The following is a 16,274-nucleotide window of genomic DNA, read 5'->3' on the forward strand; positions in this document are numbered from 1 at the left end:
GTCGGTGTCCGGGGCGGCGTCCGGGGCGGCGTCCGGGGCGGCGTCCGGGGCGGCGGCGCCGTCGGCCCGCCCCCCGCAGGCCCCCGCCCAGGCGTCCAACGGCAGCCAGAACCCCCTCCCCCGGCGTGTCCGGCAGGCCAGCCTCGTCACCGAACTCCGGGAGCCGCCCTCGTACCCCGCCGCCGAACAGCCGCGCACCGGCCCCGCCGGCGCTTCCGCGCCGCCCCTGCCCCGTCGGAAGGGGGCCAGGTCCGGCGCCACCGTCGGTGCCTTCCAGCGCCAGTCGCGGGCCTCCCGGCTCAGGCCCGACGCGGACAATCAGCCCGGACACCAGACCGACCACCAGCCCACCCACCCCTCACCGGGACCCGACCGGGCCCGGAAGGAAGACGGACGATGACTCTGCGAACCACTGCCACCAACTCCGACCTCGACTGGCTGCTCGACCGTCTGGTCGACCAGGTTCCGGGCACCCGGAACGCCATCGTGCTGTCCGACGACGGGCTGGTGGTGAGCCAGTCCAACAGCATCGCCCGGGTCGACGCGGAACGCCTGGCCGCCATCGCCACCGGTCAGCAGAGCCTTGCCCGCGGTGTCGGTGAGGTCTTCGGCGGCGGTGCCGTCCACCAGGTCATCATCGAGCTGGACGAACTCTGGCTGTTCATCAGCTCGGCCGGCCGGGGCACCCATCTGGCGGTCGTGGCGGACCAGGAGGTCGACGCCGAGATCATGGCCGTGGCGATGGACACCCTCGTACAGCAGGTGGGGCAGCGGCTGGGGACCGAGGTGCGGGTCCAGCACCTGGAGGGCGGGGGGCGTGAGTGAGCCACTGGGCGGACGCGTCGCCGGACGACGACGATGCCGAGGAGAGTCTCGTCCGGCCGTACACGATCACCCATGGGCGTACGGCCTCGGTACGTGACGATCTCACCCTCATCACGGTGATCGCCACCGTCTCGCCGGCCGAACGGCCCGGCGACCGGGGGCTGCAGCCCGAACACCGGGTGATCCTCAGGCAGTGCCGTACGCCCGTGGCGCTCGCCGAGGTCGCCGCCGGGCTGAATCTGCCCGTGGCGGTGACGAAGATCCTCGTCGGCGACCTCATCACGCTGGACCGGGTGACTGCCCGGCCGCCGCTCGCGGTGGCCGTCGGCCAGGAACCGGACATGACTCTTCTTCAGGCGGTGAAGGATGCCCTACTCAGACTCTGACGAACAGGCCGGGTCACAGGCGTCCGTGGCCGGGACGCCCACCGCGCCCGCCGCGGTCAAGATACTGATCGCGGGCGGCTTCGGCGTCGGCAAGACCACCATGGTCGGCTCCGTGAGCGAGATCCCGCCGCTGCACACCGAGGAGCAGCTGACCGTCGCGGGTCTCGGGGTCGACGACCTCGACGGGGTCGAGCGGAAGACCACGACCACCGTGGCACTGGACTTCGGCCGGATCACGGTGAACTCCCAGCTGGTCCTCTACCTGTTCGGGACGCCCGGCCAGGAGCGCTTCTGGTTCATGTGGAACGACCTGGTGCACGGGGCGCTCGGCGCGGTCGTCCTCGCGGACACCCGGCGGCTGGAGAGCAGTTTCGCGTCGATCGACTTCTTCGAGAGCCGTGGCGTGCCGTTCGTGGTCGGCGTCAACTGCTTCCACGGGATGCGGGACCGCACGGTGGAGGAGGTACGGGACGCGCTCGACCTGGACCCGAACGTCCCGGTCGTCATGGGCGACCTCCGGGAGCGGCGGGACAGCCGGGATCTGTTGCTGGCCTTGGTCAACCGGCTGATGGCGGGGCTGCCACCGGCGGCGATCGGCAGCTGACACGACGAGGGGCTCTCCGGTGACATCCGATCCGTCACCGGGGAGCCCCCCGTCAACTGCCCATACCCTCCACGGCTGTTATGGCCTTACGGCCGCAGCGTGGGCTCGCGCTCGATGTTCCGCTTGTCGAGCCTGGCGTCGTACGTCGCCAGCGGCTTGGCCGCCGACGGGTTGGACTGGACGGCGGTCGAGGCGACGCCCGCCCACTCCAGGATGCGGGCCGTGGCGAACGCCTTCTGCTCGGGGACCAGAGCCGCGACGTTCGCGCCGTGGTTCAGGCCGGGGGCGGTGAAGACGTACGAGTCCTTCGCGCCCTTGCCGAGACGGAACTGCTCGGCGCCCCAAGGGTCGTTCTGCCCGTACACGAACAGCATCTGGTTCGCGCGGTGCTTGACCCAGTTGTCGACGTCACGCATCGCCCGCGGCTGGAACGTCATCGAGATGTCCCGGGGGACGAACTCCCGCGGCGGCAGGTAGCCGTAGCGGATGTACTTCTTCTCGATGTGCGGGAACTTGATGGTGGGCGCGCCGAGTTGGGTGCCCGCCTGGTAGTAGTACGGCGTGTACGGCTCCAGGCCCTGGTCGGTGTAGAAGGAGAACCCGGCGATCGTGTCGATCGAGGTCCAGATGTCGTCGTCGGTCGCGTTCTTCGCGTCGGCCGGGATGGACTCGCAGTCGGCGAGCAGGCTGTACTGCCAGAAGCCCCAGACGTAGTCGAGGACGGTGGCCTCGTACGCCTTGTCGAGGCTGCCGATGGTGTCGAAGGTGAGGCCCTCGGCGGCGGCGAACTCCGCGTACCGCTTCTCCAGCGGCTCCCGGCGGACGAGCGCCTCGCGCTGGACGCCGTTCAGCCGGTCGCGGCACTCCTTGGTGCCGACGGTGGCGAAGAACCGGTCGTAGGCCGAGTCCTCGTTGTTCACGACGTCGTTGGGGGCGACGTACGCGACGACGCCGTCCATGTCACGCGGGTAGAAGCGCTCGTAGTACGTGGCGGTCATGCCGCCCTTCGAACCGCCCGTGGAGAGCCACTTCTTGGCGTAGATCTTCTTCAGCGCCGTGAAGACGCGGTGCTGGTCGCTGGCCGCCTGCCAGATGTCCAGCTTGGACCAGTCGGCCGGGTCGGGCCGGGACGGCGTGAAGAAGCGGTACTCCAGGGAGACCTGGTTGCCGTCGACGATCCGCGTCGGCTCGCTGCGACTGGGGTTCGTGTTGACGAAGTACCCGCTGGTGAAGAACACCGTCGGGCGCGAGACGTCCTTGTGCAGGACGGTGATGCGCTGCTGGAACGTGCCCTTGGACGGTCGCCGGTGGTCGATCGGCTGGGTGTACTCGAGGACGAAGTACCGGTAGCCGGTGTACGGCTTCTCCTGGATCAGGCTCATGCCCGGTATCGCGAGGAGCTGGTCCTTGATGTCCGCGCTACTGGTCGTTTGTGTGGTGCCGGTGGCCTCCGGCTGAGCGGCGGTTGCCGCTCCCGCCGTACTCAACGTGCCAATGAGCACGGTGAGCGCCAGCAGCCATCTGAGCGCCTTGCGCATGCACCCTCCCCTATGAAACATCTGTGCGCCGGAAGCTATCGGAGCAACTGCCGGACGCACCAGGGGAGATAGGGAAATCCCTCGGGCAGGGGATCAGTAAATAGGGTGCGAGCAGAGTGTCAGGAGGGGCTCAACACCGAATCCAGCCAGAACTGACCGATCCCCGCCCGACCGACCCCTTCACCCACACATGCCGCCGTCCCGCGTGCACGGTGACCGGGCCGGCCCGTTTCGAGAACTCGCCCTCGTCGACGACCGGGCGTCCGCCGCGCGCCCGTACGCTCACCGACATCCACTGGCGGACGCCGGGGCGTTTGGGCACGGTGACCGCGCAGACGTAGTTGCTGCGCCGGTAGATGTGCACCTCGCCGGTGGAGAAGGTCAGCGTCTTCGCCTTGCGGCCGGAGCACGGTGCGGCCGCCTCGGCGGTTCCTGGGCTGACGAGGGCGAGCATCCCGGACGCGGTCAACACGGCCAGTCCGAGCGCCATCCGCCGCCGTACCGAACCACCACTCACCGTCGCCCCTCCCGTCGCCGCCACTCACTACCGTACTGATGTACGGACGCACGGCACGTGTCGAACGGTTGCGTCAGGGAGGTCAGCGGGATGACGACGTGACCGGTTCCTCCTGGTCCGGGGTGCCTACGAAGGCTCGCCACAACTCTGCGTAGCGGCCGTCGAGTTGGAGGAGTTCGTCGTGGGTGCCGTCCTCCGCCACTCGGCCGTCGGCCATGACCACGACGCGGTCTGCGCGGGCCGCTGTGGTCAGGCGGTGGGCTACCACCAGGGTTGTACGGCGGCCTGCCAGGCGGTCCGTGGCCTGGTTGACCTGGGCCTCGGTGGCCAGGTCCAGGGCCGCCGTGGCCTCGTCGAGGAGGAGGATGTCCGGGTCGACCAGTTCGGCGCGGGCCAGTGCGATCAGCTGGCGTTGGCCCGCCGAGAGGTTGCGGCCGCGCTCGGCGACCTCGTGGAGGTAGCCGCCGTCGAGGGTGGCGATCATCTCGTGGGCGCCGACCGCGCGCGCCGCCGCCTCCACCTGGGCGTCGGTGGCGTCCGGACGCCCGTACGCGATGGCGTCCCGCACGGTCCCCTGGAACAGGTACGCCTCCTGCGGCACGACCCCGAGGCGATGCCGGTACGAGGTGATGTCGAGGTCGCGCAGATCGGTGCCGTCGACGGTGACCCGGCCGCCGGTCGGGTCGTAGAAGCGGGCGACCAGCTTCACGAGCGTCGACTTGCCGGCGCCGGTCTCCCCGACGAAGGCGACGGTCTGCCCCGCCGGAATCGTCAACTCGACCTCGCTCAGGGCCTCTTCGTCGTCCCCGTACGCGAAGTCCACGCCCTCGAAGGCGATGTCACCGCGCAGGGACAGCACCTCCAGCGGCTCCTCGGCGGCCTCGGTGGAGGTCCGCTCCTGGAGGAGTTCTTGAATCCGCCCCAGCGACACCGTCGCCTGCTGGTACCCGTCGAAGACCTGCGAGAGCTGCTGCACGGGCGCGAAGAACAGGTCGATGTAGAGCAGGTACGCCACCAGCGCACCGGTCGTCAGCGTGCCGTTCTCGATCCGCCCGGCCCCCACGATCAGCACCGCCGCAGCCGCCACCGATGCCAGCAGTTGTACGAAGGGGAAGTACACGGAGATCAGCCACTGCCCCCGGACACGTGCCCGGCGGTAGCTGTCGCTGCCCTCCGCGAACCGCTCACCGCCGGCCCGCTCGCGCCGGAAGGCCTGCACGATCCGCAGCCCGGACACCGACTCCTGGAGGTCGGCGTTGACCAACGACACGCGCTCACGGGCGAGTTCGTACGCCTTGACGCTCGCCCGGCGGAAGTAGAACGTGCCGACGACCAGCACCGGGATGGTCACGAACACGACGAGCGCGAGCTGTACGTCGATCACGACCAGGGCGACCATGATGCCGAAGAAGGTGACGACGGAGACGAAGGCGGTGACCAGGCCGGTCTGCAGGAACGTCGACAACGCATCTACGTCGGTCGTCATCCTCGTCATGATCCGGCCGGTCAACTCCCTTTCGTAGTAGTCGAGTCCGAGGCGTTGCAGCTGGGCGAAGATCTTCAACCGGAGTGCGTACAGCACGCGTTCGCCGGTACGGCCCGTCATCCGCATCTCGCCGATCTGCGCCGCCCACTGGACGACGACCGACACGAGGGCGAGCGCTGAGGCCACCCACACGGCACCCAGGGCGAGTTGGGAGACGCCCGAGTCGATGCCGTGCCGGATCAGGACCGGCAGGAGCAGGCCCATGCCCGCGTCCACGGCGACGAGCCCGAGGCTCACCAGCAAGGGCCGCCCGAAGCCGCGCAGCAGCCGCTTCAGCCCGTACGACTCCTCGGGTGTGACCGCGCGGGCCTCGTCGATGACCGGGGTGTCGGCGGCCGGGGGCAACGCCTCGACCTGGGCGAGGAGTTCGGGGGTGGCGGGCATGCCGTCGAACGCCGTGTCCTTGCGCTCGCGGTCACCGGTCCACAGCCTGGGGGTGACCCCGCGCTCGGCGTCGAACTCGGCGTCCAGCTCGTCCCGTACGGAGGTGTCCTCGGGCGGCAGGGAGGGCAGGGCGCGGCCGGGCGAGACGCCGCCCAGCTCGTCCGGGTCGGTCAGCAGCCGCCGGTACAGGGCGGAACGGGCCTGGAGTTCCTCGTGGGTGCCGAGGTCGGCGAGGCGTCCGGCGTCGAGGACGGCGATGCGGTCGGCGAGGCCGAGGGTGGAGCGGCGGTGGGCGATGAGGAGGGTGGTCCGGCCCTCCATGACGTGCTTCAGGGCCTCGTGGATCTCGTGCTCGACGCGTGCGTCCACCGCGGAGGTGGCGTCGTCGAGGACGAGGAGGCGGGGGTCGGTGAGGATCGCGCGGGCCAGTGCGACGCGCTGGCGCTGGCCGCCGGAGAGGGTGAGGCCGTGCTCGCCGACCTTGGTGTCGTAGCCGTGGGGCAGCTCGGCGATGAAACGGTCGGCCTGGGCGGCTCGCGCGGCGGTGAGGATCTGCTCCTCGGTGGCGTCCGGACGGCCGTACGCGATGTTGTTGCGGACGGTGTCGGAGAAGAGGAAGGAGTCCTCGGGGACGAGCCCGATGGCGGCCCGGAGCGAGTCGCTGGTCAGCTCGCGGACGTCGTGCCCGCCGATGAGGACCGCGCCGCGCGTCACGTCGTAGAAGCGCGGGAGGAGGAGGGAGACGGTCGACTTGCCGGAGCCTGACGACCCGACGACGGCGAGGGTCTCGCCTGCTCGGATCTCCAGGCTGAGCCCGTCGAGGACGGGGCGCTCGGGGTCGTACCCGAAGGACACGTCGTCGAACTCGACGGTGGCCGGGGCGTCGGCGGGCAGGTCCTTGTGCCCGTCGGAGATGGAGGGCCGGGTGTCGATCAGTTCGAGGACGCGTTCGGTACCGGCCCGTGCCTGCTGGCCGACGGTCAGCACCATGGCGAGCATCCGCACCGGGCCGACGAGCTGGGCGAGATAGGTGGAGAACGCGACGAACGTACCGAGCGTGATGTGCCCGCCCACGGCCAGCCAGCCGCCCACGGCGAGCATCGCGACCTGCCCGAGCACGGGCACGGCCTGGAGGGCCGGGGTGTAGACGGAGTTGAAGCGGATCGTCCGCAGCCGCCCCGCGAAGAGCCGCCGCCCGACCTCCCGGAGCTTCCCCGTCTCCTGGTCCTCCTGCCCGAACCCCTTCACCACACGTACGCCGGTCACGGCGCCGTCGACGACGCCCGCGACGGCGGCGGCCTGGGCCTGCGCGTACCAGGTGGCCGGGTGGAGCTTCGTACGGCTGCGCTTGGCGATGATCCACAGGGCGGGCGCGACGGCGAGGGCGACCAGGGTCAGCGGGATCGACAGCCAGGCCATGATCGCGAGGGACATCAGGAAGAGCAGCAGGTTCCCGATGGTCATCGGGAGCATGTAGAAGAGGCTCTGGATCAGCTGGAGGTCGCTGGTGGCCCGCCCGACGATCTGCCCGGTCGACAGCTCGTCCTGGCGGCGCCCGTCGAGCCGGGTGATCGTCCCGAACATCTCCGTCCGCAGGTCGTGCTGGACGTCGAGGGCGAGCCGGCCGCCGTAGTAGCGGCGGATGTAGGTGAAGACGTAGACGAGGACGGCGGAGACGACGAGCGCGCCCGCCCAGGGAGCCATGGAGCGGGTCTTGTCGCCAATGACGTCGTCGATGATCACCTTGGTGATCAGCGGGACGACCGCCATGAGGGCCATACCGCCGAGGGAGGCGCCCAGGGAGAGCACGACGTCCTTCGGATACCGCCAGGCGTATCCGACCAGCCGCCGCGCCCATCCCTCTGCTACCGGCTCCCGCCCCCGTTGGTCTGTCACTCCGGTGCCTTCCGTAGATCCACACGTCCATACTCCGCCGGTAGGCACCAACGCGGGCGGAAGCGGATTTCATCCCTCCGCAACAAACACGGCTTATGCCGTACGGACCCGCAGGAAGTAGAAACGGGTCGTCTGTACGGCGTTCTGGTTGTCGTCGCTGACCAGGAGGACGCGCAGGCCGCCATGGGTACGACCGGTGATCACCATGCCCTCGATGTTGTCGAGGAGGGGGTTGGGCTGGGGCTGCTTGGCGGTCGCTCCCAGTGACGGGCAGTCCACTATGTCGGCGAGGAGGGTTTTGCGGACCAGCCGTACGCCGTCGTCCTGCCCGGTGAGGTTCTCGACGCCGCTCGTGTCGGTGGCACGGCGCGGGTCGGCCAGGTAGAGGCGGACGGTGTTGCCGACGCCGGCGGTGAAACCGCGCTCCAGGACGAGGAGACGTCCGTCGGGGGTGGCCGCGACCTCGGGGACGCCGAGGTTGGTGTCGGTGCGGTAGGCGTACTGGGCGCCGAGAACGAAGGGGCCGAAGGGGCCGCCCTTCCGCTCCCAGGTCTGCCAGCGGACGATGCCGGTGGAGTCACCGGAGATCGCGTACTCCATGGAGGCGAGCAGCGTACGGCCGCCGGGGAGCAGGGTGAGCCCCTCGAAGGTCTGGTTGGTGGTGGCGCGACCGGCCGGGGCGACCTGGAGCGCGGCCGGTACCGGGAGCCGGTCGAGGATGCGGCCGTCGCGGGAGTAGCGGCGTACGGAGGGTTCCGTCTCGGAGGAGACGAGCCGGGTGCCGTCCCGGTCGACGACCAGGCCCTCGGAGTCGAGCGCGGCGCCGGTCTCGTCGGCGAGCGGGACGACGCTCGTCGGGCTCAGGGTCCGCCGGTCGAGGGTGAAGAGGGAGGAGCGGTCGGAGAGGGCGGCGAGGTCGCCGTTCCGGTCGACGGCGAGCGCGGAGAAGTTGCCGACGAAGGTGCCGTCGTACGTCGTCTTGTCGAGGGCGTCGGAGAAGCGGTCGATGGAGACGGTGGGTGAACAGGCGTTACTGGCGTTACTGGTAGGGGAGTTGGCGTGGGCCGGTCCGGCGGCGGTCAGGCAGGTGGCCGCCGCCAGGCCGGCGGTGAGGGTGGTGAGTACGGTTCGCAGAGATCGCTGGGGTCGCAGGCGCATGGCGGTCACCGTAGGTCGGGTCGGTGACGACCGGGAGGCGCTGCGGTGAAGTCGGCCTGTGATCAGCTCGCTGCGAGGTCCCTGTGAACGACCTTGGCGACGCGTTCGATGGTCGTGATGCCGTAGTTCCAGGTGCTGTTGCCGTGGGTGAGCACGGAGATCATGTAGTCGTGGCCGCCGCCCTTGAACGAGCCGACGCTGTGCACCCGCCAGCCGTGCGAGGCGCGCTGAAGCCAGCCGTTCTTGACGTGCACGGAGACACCGGAGGGCACACCCTTCGGCGTACCCCAGCGCTGGGACGCGATGACCTGGTTCATCAACTTCAGGATGTACGCACGGGAGTTGTCGGTCAGGACCGTGTTGTGGATGGTGGTGAGCGCGAGGAGCTTCTGTTCGTCGCGGGCGGTGATCTGGGTGAGCCCCCAGTAGCCGTTGGCGCCGGGCTTGGTCTGGGTCATGTTGGCGGCGGCGAGGAAGCCCTTGATCTTCGTCACGCCGAGCTGGCTCCACAGCTTGGTGGTGGCGGCGTTGTCCGACTTGGTGATCATGGCCGTGGCGCGGCTCTTCTCCGTGGCGGTCAGGGCGCGGCCGGTCTTCTGGGCGTCCCAGAGCAGGGTCGCGAGGACGGTCACCTTGACGACACTGGCGGAGTCGAAGGCGGTCTGCGCCCGGTACACACAGGTGGTCTTGGTGGAGCGGTCGAAGACGCCGACGCCGATGGAACCCTGGCGCCCGGCGAGGGCGGAGGTGATGTCCCGCTTCAGCTTGGTGGCGAGGGCGGGCTTGGCCGACGTACAACTGACCGCCGCGGTGGCGGCGTTGGCGGGTGTGGCGGTGGCGAGCAGCGACAACACGGTCGCGGCACAGACGGCGGCGCCACCGAGTACACGGACACGCGCGGATCTGGATATGTGGTGAGTCATAGAGGTTCCCCATCCCCGTGAAAGACGTCAGCGGCCCCCCGGCACGCTGGTCTCCTTTGACTCACATGCACGTACGAATGGTTGTACGCCTGCCCGATTTCCGTTGGGTAAAGCATGCACCGCACGTAACGCACTGTTGCCCGTATTCACAGGTGGCCCCCAGCTGCACCACAGCCCTCACCCACCCCCCGTCCAGACGATTCGATGGTGACATCTGCCACCGATCCACACCCCCACGCTCCGGAGACCCCCGTGGCCGCGGATCCCGCGGCCCCCGCGGCTCCACCGGCCCCCACCGCGCCAGGTACGCCCGGCACGCTCGAGAAGGCGCCGCGCTGGTCGCTGCCCGCGCTGCTCGCGATCATGGTGCTGGCCGGAGTCCTGTACTCCTGGAACCTCTCCTCCTCCGGCCTCAACAGCTTCTACAGCGCGGCCGTGCTCAGCGGAACGCAGAGCTGGAAGGCGTGGTTCTTCGGCTCGCTCGACGCGGGGAACTTCCTCACCGTCGACAAGCCACCCTTCGTCCTCATGGTCATGGGCCTGTCCTGCCGGGTGTTCGGCTTCGGCACCTGGCAGATGATGGCGCCGCTGATCGCGTCCGCGCTCGGCACCATCTGGATCCTGCACTCCTCCGTGAAGCGGGTGTTCGGACACGCGGCGGCGACTGTGGCCGCCCTCGTCCTGGCCCTCACCCCGATCACCGTGGCCATCAACCGGGACAACAACCCCGACACACTGCTGGTCTGCCTGATGGTGGCGGGCGCGGCACTCGCGCTACGCGCCACGCGTGACGGCAGGCTGCTGCCGCTGCTCGGCTCGGCGGTCTGCTTCGGCCTCGCCTTCAACACGAAGATGCTCCAGGGCTACATCGCCCTGCCGGCCGTCTTCGCGGTGTACCTCTTCGCGGCCAACCTGGGCCTCGTGAAGCGGATCGTGAACCTGCTGCTCGCGGGCGTCGCGCTCGCGGTGGCCAGCTTCTGGTGGGCGACGGCGGTCTCCCTGGTCCCGGCCGACGAACGCCCGTACATCGGCGGCTCGACGGACGGCAGCGCCTGGAACCTGATCATGGGCTACAACGGCCTCGGCCGCGTCCTCGGCGGCGAGGGCAACGGCGGGGGCGGCGGTGGCGGAGGCGGCGGCTTCTCCGGGACCGCGGGCATCGGCCGGATGTTCAACGAGATCCTGGGCGGCCAGATCTCGTGGCTGATCCCCTTCGCGGGCATCGCGCTGGTGGGCGGCCTGGTGCTGATCGGCCGGGCCCCGCGCACGGACACGACCCGCGCGGCCCTGCTGATGTGGGGCGGCTGGACCCTGCTCCACTACCTGACCTTCGCCATGGCCGAAGGCACGATGCACCCGTACTACACGACCGCCCTCGCGCCCGGTATCGCGGCGCTGTGCGGTGGCGGCGGAGTGCTCCTGCTGCGTGCGTTCCGCACCGACAAGCGCTGGGTGTGGGTACTCCCGCTGGCGCTCGGCATCACGGGCATCTGGTCGATCGTGCTGCTGCGCCGGACGTCCGACTGGAACGCGTGGCTGTGGCCGACGATCGCGGTGCTGATGGCACTGGCGATCACGGGTCTGCTGGTCTTCCGCACCGGACGCCGAGTCCAGTTGCTGGCGGCCTCGGTGGTCGCGGCGATCGTCGCGGCGGTGGCCGGCCCGGCGGCGTACTCCTTCGCGGAGACCTCGGCGACGGGCGGCGGCATGGGCGGTACGAACCCGACGGCCGGTCCTTCGACGGGCGGCGGCATGGGTGGTCCGGGTGGCGGCGGGGGCGGTGGCAATCGCGCGGGCGGCGGCTTCCCCGGCGGTGGCGGCCAGGGCCAGCAGAACGGCCAGCAGGGCCAGCAGGGCGGTCAGGCCGAGGGTGGTCAGCAGCAGGGCGGTCAGATGGGTACGCCGCCCAGTGGCGGTATGCCCAGCGGGGCACCCGGTGGCACCGGTGAGCAGGGTGGTGGCCAGCAGGGTGGCGGGATGGGTACGCCTCCGGGCGGCACGAGCGGCACCGGCGGTGAGACCGGCGAGGCCGGCGGTCAGCAGCAGGGCGGTCAGCCCAGCGGCATGGGCGGTGGCGGCGGAGGTATGGGCGGCGGCATGGGCGGCGGCGCCAGCACTGAGCTGATCACGTACCTGAAGAAGCACCAGGACGGCGCCAAGTGGCTGCTGGCGGTGTCCAATTCGCAGGGCGCGGCGCAGCTGATCGTGAGCAGCGGCGAGCCGGTGATCTCCATGTGGGGCTGGACCGGCACCGACAAGGCGATGACCCTGGCCAAGCTCAAGGAGCTGGTGAAGAAGGGCGAGTTGCACTACATCCAGCTCGGCGGCGGCATGGGCGGAGGGGGCGGCATGGGCGGCTCCAGCCTCAGCTCGGAGGTCACGGCGTGGGTGCAGGAGCACGGCACGGCGGTGAAGGAGAGCGAGTACAGCACCTCGTCGAACTCGACGACAGAGGAGAGCGAGTCGGGCGACACGCAGACGAGCACTCAATCCACGTCGTCGATCTACCGCCTGGACGCGTCGGACGTCAGCTGAGCCCGAAGGACAACGAGTGGCCCCCGACCGGAACGCCGGTCGGGGGCCACCCCGTTTCCAGACGCTCTCTTGCCCTCCCCTTGGCTCTACGCGCGTCAAATCGAGCCGAAATCAACCGAGTTGCCGGACTCCGTCACCCAACGGACACGCGCAGTTCATTGCCCGAAACGCATGTCCATGTCACGCTCCCGGATGTCCCGCTCAATCGACACGCGTAGAACGGACACCCCCGATGCCCGCGACGCAGATACGCCGCAGCCGTTGGAAGGCCGTGGCGCTCGCCACGTCGACCGTCATGGCCGCCCTCGCCATCCCCACGATGGCCGCGACTCCGGCCGGCGCGACGACGACCGCGTACGACGCCACGTACTACAAGAACGCGATCGGAAAGACCGGCACGAGCCTCAAGTCCTCGCTGCACACGATCATCAGCAGCCAGACGAAGATCTCGTACTCCGCGGTCTGGAACGCGCTCAAGGTCACCGACCAGGACCCGAACAACAGCAGCAACGTGGTCCTGCTGTACAGCGGTGTCTCGCGCAGCAAGTCCCTCAACGGCGGCGACGTCGGCGACTGGAACCGCGAGCACACCTGGGCCAAGTCCCACGGCGACTTCGGCGAGGCGATCGGCCCCGGCACCGACCTGCACCACCTGCGCGCCTGCGACGTCCAGGTCAACAGCACCCGCGGCAACCTGGACTTCGACAACGGCGGCAGCTCGGTCACCAACGGCGGCGGCAGCACCGTCGACTCCGACTCCTTCGCACCGCGCGCCGCGGACAGGGGCGACGTCGCCCGCATGATCCTCTACATGACGGTCCGCTACGAGGGCGACGACGGCTGGGCCGACCTGGAGCCCAACGAGAAGGTGGGCAACGGCAGCAACCCGTACATGGGCAAGCTCGCCATCCTCAAGGCGTGGAACGAGGCGGACCCGCCCAGCGCCTTCGAGGAGCGCCGCAACGACCTCATCTACACCAACTACCAAGGCAACCGGAACCCGTTCATCGACCACCCGGAGTGGGTCGAGGCGATCTGGTAAGCGGTCCGGCAGCGGACGTACGCCATACCCTGAACGCCCCGTGATGCACGGGGCGTTCGGTGCGTCCGGACGGACCTCTGCTTCGCGTGGGAACGACGGATATCGGGCGGTCAACTGCTCTACTGCCGTGTCCGGGCGACGAGTTCGGCGAGCAGTCGAGTACGGGGGATCATCGTCACGATCTGCACGTGCTCGGTGTCCGCGTGGGCCCCGCTGCCGACGGCACCCAGACCGTCCAGCGTCGGACAGCCCACGGCGGCCGTGTAGTTGCCGTCCGAGGCGCCCCCGACGGCAACTCCCCGCAGCGGTTCCTGGCCCAGCTCCGACGCGATGCGGGAGGCCAGGCCGAACAGTCCCACGGAGGAACCGGGCTCCATGGGCGGCCGCTTCCTGCCTCCCAGTACGGTCAGCCGGGCGCCGGGGGTCCGGGCGGTGAGCCCTCGCATGAGTTCGTCGGTCCGGTCCTGCGCGGCAGCCGTCGGCACGCGTACGTCCACGGAGATCTTCGCCGACTCGGGCACGGTGTTGAGGGTGCTGCCGGCGGACATGAGGGTGGGGGTGATGGTCAGGGCACCGAGAACCGAGGAGTCTTCGCCACCAACACCGTCAGGACTGGCCGAGGCCCCGAGATCGGCGATGGCCAGCACCTGATGAGCGGCCTCGACGGCGGCGTTGATCCCCTTGTGGGGCTCCAGCCCCGCATGGGCGGCCTTGCCGTGCACCACGACCTCGTACCGCGAAGTGCCCTTGCGGGCGGTCTTGAGCGCGCCCGTCTCATCGGCGGACGCCTCCAGCACAAAGGCGGCGGCGAGTCCGCGCGCGGACTCCTCGATCAGCTCCCGGGAGGTAGGAGAGCCGACCTCCTCGTCCCCGGTGACGAGCACGCACACCCCCTCCGGCGACGGCAGGGACGCCAGCGCGTGGAACATCTGCACGAGCCCCGCCTTCATGTCGAGAACCCCGGGCCCCCGGGCAACCCCGTCGACCACCGACCAGGGATGGGTCTCCAACGAGCCGCCCGGCCACACGGTGTCGTGATGCCCCACGAGCAGCACGCGAGGGGTCCCGAAGGTCCACCGCAGATGGGTCACACCGTCGACCACGATCGTCTCCGGCGCAGCGCCCAGCAGTCGCGCGCCGAGGGCACCAACCACACCAGCACTGCGGGCAACGGCGTCATGGTCGGCGGAGAAGGACTCGCAGAGGACGAGTTCCTCAAGATCGGCAAGCATGGCGGGCAGAGCTATCACGTTTCCCCCTCGGACTGCGGATCGGCGACGTCAGGAGACGTTACGAAAGGGCAAGCCATTCCACCAGCGACTAGATTGCATGGAACCCATGCACTGAAGGAATGTGAGCGAGAAGGAGAGGAGGAACGGTGTTCGAGACCGACGCACTACGCCTACTGGTGACCGTTGCGGACACCGGATCGTTCACCGCGGCAGCGATCCAGCTGAACTACACGCAGTCGGCGGTGTCCCGCCGGATCGCCACCCTCGAACAGCAGGCAGGCGGCCCACTGTTCGAGCGGCTCCCCCGGGGAGTACGCCTGAACCCGGCCGGCCAAGCCCTGCACCGCCACGCCACGGACGTACTGGAACGCCTGTCGAGGGCGCAGCAGGAGCTGACGGTGATCCATGCGGGCCACGGCGGGATGCTCCGAGTGGGAGCCTTCGCGACGGCCAACATCTCCCTACTACCCGCCGCGCTAAGGGAGTTCAGGCGGGCCAGACCGAAGGTGGAGATCGTGGCGGTGGAAGGTAGGAGCGCGACGCTGATGGAGCGCCTGGCGGCGGGCGCACTCGACCTGGCCGTGGTCAGCGACTACCCCTCCGGCCTACCCTCGGCCGAGGGCACCACAACAACCGCACTCCTGACAGACGAACTGTTCGTAGCCCTCCACCACGAACACCCCCTGGCCGAAGCCGACTCGATCAACCTCCGCGACCTACGCGACGAGGCCTGGCTCCAGGACGCGTACGGCGACCGCCCCACGATGCTCGCGGACGCGTGCGCCAGGGCGGGCTTCACCCCACGGAAGATCATCAGAATCGCGGAGTGGACGGGCAAGTTCGGCTACGTGGCAGCAGGGTTGGGCGTGGCCCTGGTCCCGTCCCTGGCCGCCTGGGCAATCCCGGCCGAGCTGGCCCTGCGCCGCCTGGCCGATCCCCCGCTACGCCGGACGGTCCACATGGCACTGCCCACCACGACCCCGCTGCCGGCGGCACTGAAACTGGGGGAGCTGTTGCGGCGGGCCGCTGCCTGAACGCCCTCTATTCGCTGCCCACGAGCCCGGGGTCAGAGAAGGTCCCGCCAGAAGGAAACCGTCGCTCTCAGTCCCCAACTCTCATCGACGCCGCCGCGTGCCTCGTCGAACTCCTGGTGCATGTAGTCGACCAGGTCCAGCCCGTAGCAGATGATGTCGGTCCCCCATATCGAGAGCACCGGATGCCCAGAGCTTCCTTGACCAGCGGGAAGGTAACGATGGGCATACACAGGCACGAGCGTCGGCACATCAGCAAGGTGAAGTCGTGCGGTGGCCAGGGCGTCCACGCCATCGGCCAGCCGCTCACCCCAGGCCTCGTACCAGAACCTGTTGTGCTCGACGCTGAAGAGGACTCCCTCGACCGGCCAGTTGAGCCGCTCACGCAGCTTGACCGGATCCCCGCTGCGCCACTCGGGCCACGGCTTGGCCCAGGTCTGCCCCTCCTCGGGCGGCACATTGACAGGAAGCCCGGCGGCAAGAAACGCACGGTGATCGTCCGCGAACTCGAAGCCGTACTCGCGCTCGATACGCGCGAACTCGGCGTCAGTCAGCCCCGGTTCGAACTCATAGAGACCTGTCTGCGCGAGCCGTCGCGCGGCATCCGCACCCAGCCGCGTCCCCTCTTCACTGATCACCGGCGCACGCTAACGCGAA

Annotated in this window: 13 protein-coding genes and 1 pseudogene; 7 read left to right on the top strand and 7 right to left on the bottom strand. The window is 69.5% G+C overall.

The genetic code is table 11. The features are described 5' to 3' along the window. The 4 genes and pseudogenes from ACWCRB_RS32660 to ACWCRB_RS32675 all read left to right on the top strand — a co-directional run. Positions 1-400, top strand: a pseudogene (locus tag ACWCRB_RS32660) (hypothetical protein); the annotation flags it as partial. Further along, positions 397-825: a roadblock/LC7 domain-containing protein gene (locus ACWCRB_RS32665; protein ID WP_450999494.1), complete on the top strand. Its 429-nt coding sequence runs from the start codon at positions 397-399 to the stop codon at positions 823-825. The pseudogene ACWCRB_RS32660 and the gene ACWCRB_RS32665, both read left to right, overlap by 4 nt. Next, positions 822-1,211, top strand: a complete 390-nt coding sequence (locus ACWCRB_RS32670; protein ID WP_450999495.1) for a DUF742 domain-containing protein — start codon at positions 822-824, stop codon at positions 1,209-1,211. The genes ACWCRB_RS32665 and ACWCRB_RS32670 overlap by 4 nt, the downstream gene beginning before the upstream one ends. After that, a complete protein-coding gene (locus ACWCRB_RS32675) occupies positions 1,192-1,815 on the top strand; it encodes a GTP-binding protein (protein ID WP_450999496.1) in 624 nt (207 codons plus the stop codon). Before ACWCRB_RS32670 ends, ACWCRB_RS32675 begins: the two co-directional genes overlap by 20 nt. Positions 1,816-1,901: 86 nt before the next feature. On the opposite strand, the gene ACWCRB_RS32680 is transcribed toward ACWCRB_RS32675, so the two are convergent. The 5 genes from ACWCRB_RS32680 to ACWCRB_RS32700 form a co-directional block, all read right to left on the bottom strand. Continuing rightward, a complete protein-coding gene (locus tag ACWCRB_RS32680; RefSeq protein ID WP_450999497.1) occupies positions 1,902-3,353 on the bottom strand; it encodes a S28 family serine protease in 1,452 nt (483 codons plus the stop codon). Positions 3,354-3,483: 130 nt separating this feature from the next. After that, entirely contained in the window at positions 3,484-3,843 is a 360-nt protein-coding gene (locus tag ACWCRB_RS32685; protein ID WP_450999524.1) for a hypothetical protein, read from the bottom strand. 109 nt (positions 3,844-3,952) lie between these two features. After that, the gene (locus tag ACWCRB_RS32690) at positions 3,953-7,696 is read right to left on the bottom strand and encodes an ABC transporter ATP-binding protein (RefSeq protein WP_450999498.1); all 3,744 of its coding nucleotides are present in this window, start codon (positions 7,694-7,696) and stop codon (positions 3,953-3,955) included. Positions 7,697-7,789: 93 nt separating this feature from the next. Next, on the bottom strand, positions 7,790-8,854 hold the full coding sequence (locus ACWCRB_RS32695) for an esterase-like activity of phytase family protein (RefSeq protein WP_450999499.1): 1,065 nt from the start codon (positions 8,852-8,854) through the stop codon (positions 7,790-7,792). A 62-nt stretch (positions 8,855-8,916) separates the two neighbouring features. Then, positions 8,917-9,777, bottom strand: a complete 861-nt coding sequence (locus tag ACWCRB_RS32700; RefSeq protein WP_450999500.1) for a serine hydrolase — start codon at positions 9,775-9,777, stop codon at positions 8,917-8,919. A 207-nt stretch (positions 9,778-9,984) separates the two neighbouring features. Here ACWCRB_RS32700 and ACWCRB_RS32705 point away from each other — a divergent pair, with 207 nt between their 5' ends. Both ACWCRB_RS32705 and ACWCRB_RS32710 read left to right on the top strand, forming a co-directional pair. Then, positions 9,985-12,312 (top strand): ArnT family glycosyltransferase, encoded by a 2,328-nt coding sequence (locus ACWCRB_RS32705; protein ID WP_450999501.1) that lies wholly within the window; start codon positions 9,985-9,987, stop codon positions 12,310-12,312. Positions 12,313-12,544: 232 nt separating this feature from the next. Beyond that, a complete protein-coding gene (locus ACWCRB_RS32710; RefSeq protein WP_450999502.1) occupies positions 12,545-13,354 on the top strand; it encodes an endonuclease I family protein in 810 nt (269 codons plus the stop codon). Positions 13,355-13,473: 119 nt separating this feature from the next. On the opposite strand, the gene ACWCRB_RS32715 is transcribed toward ACWCRB_RS32710, so the two are convergent. After that, complete coding sequence (locus tag ACWCRB_RS32715; RefSeq protein WP_450999525.1) at positions 13,474-14,586, bottom strand: M20 family metallopeptidase; 1,113 nt, start codon at positions 14,584-14,586, stop codon at positions 13,474-13,476. 146 nt (positions 14,587-14,732) lie between these two features. Here ACWCRB_RS32715 and ACWCRB_RS32720 point away from each other — a divergent pair, with 146 nt between their 5' ends. Further along, on the top strand, positions 14,733-15,620 hold the full coding sequence (locus ACWCRB_RS32720) for a LysR family transcriptional regulator (protein ID WP_450999503.1): 888 nt from the start codon (positions 14,733-14,735) through the stop codon (positions 15,618-15,620). 32 nt (positions 15,621-15,652) lie between these two features. On the opposite strand, the gene ACWCRB_RS32725 is transcribed toward ACWCRB_RS32720, so the two are convergent. Beyond that, on the bottom strand, positions 15,653-16,255 hold the full coding sequence (locus ACWCRB_RS32725) for a hypothetical protein (protein WP_450999504.1): 603 nt from the start codon (positions 16,253-16,255) through the stop codon (positions 15,653-15,655). Between the last annotated feature and the right edge of the window lie 19 nt (positions 16,256-16,274).

The sequence above is a fragment of the Streptomyces sp. NPDC002156 genome (assembly GCF_053593675.1).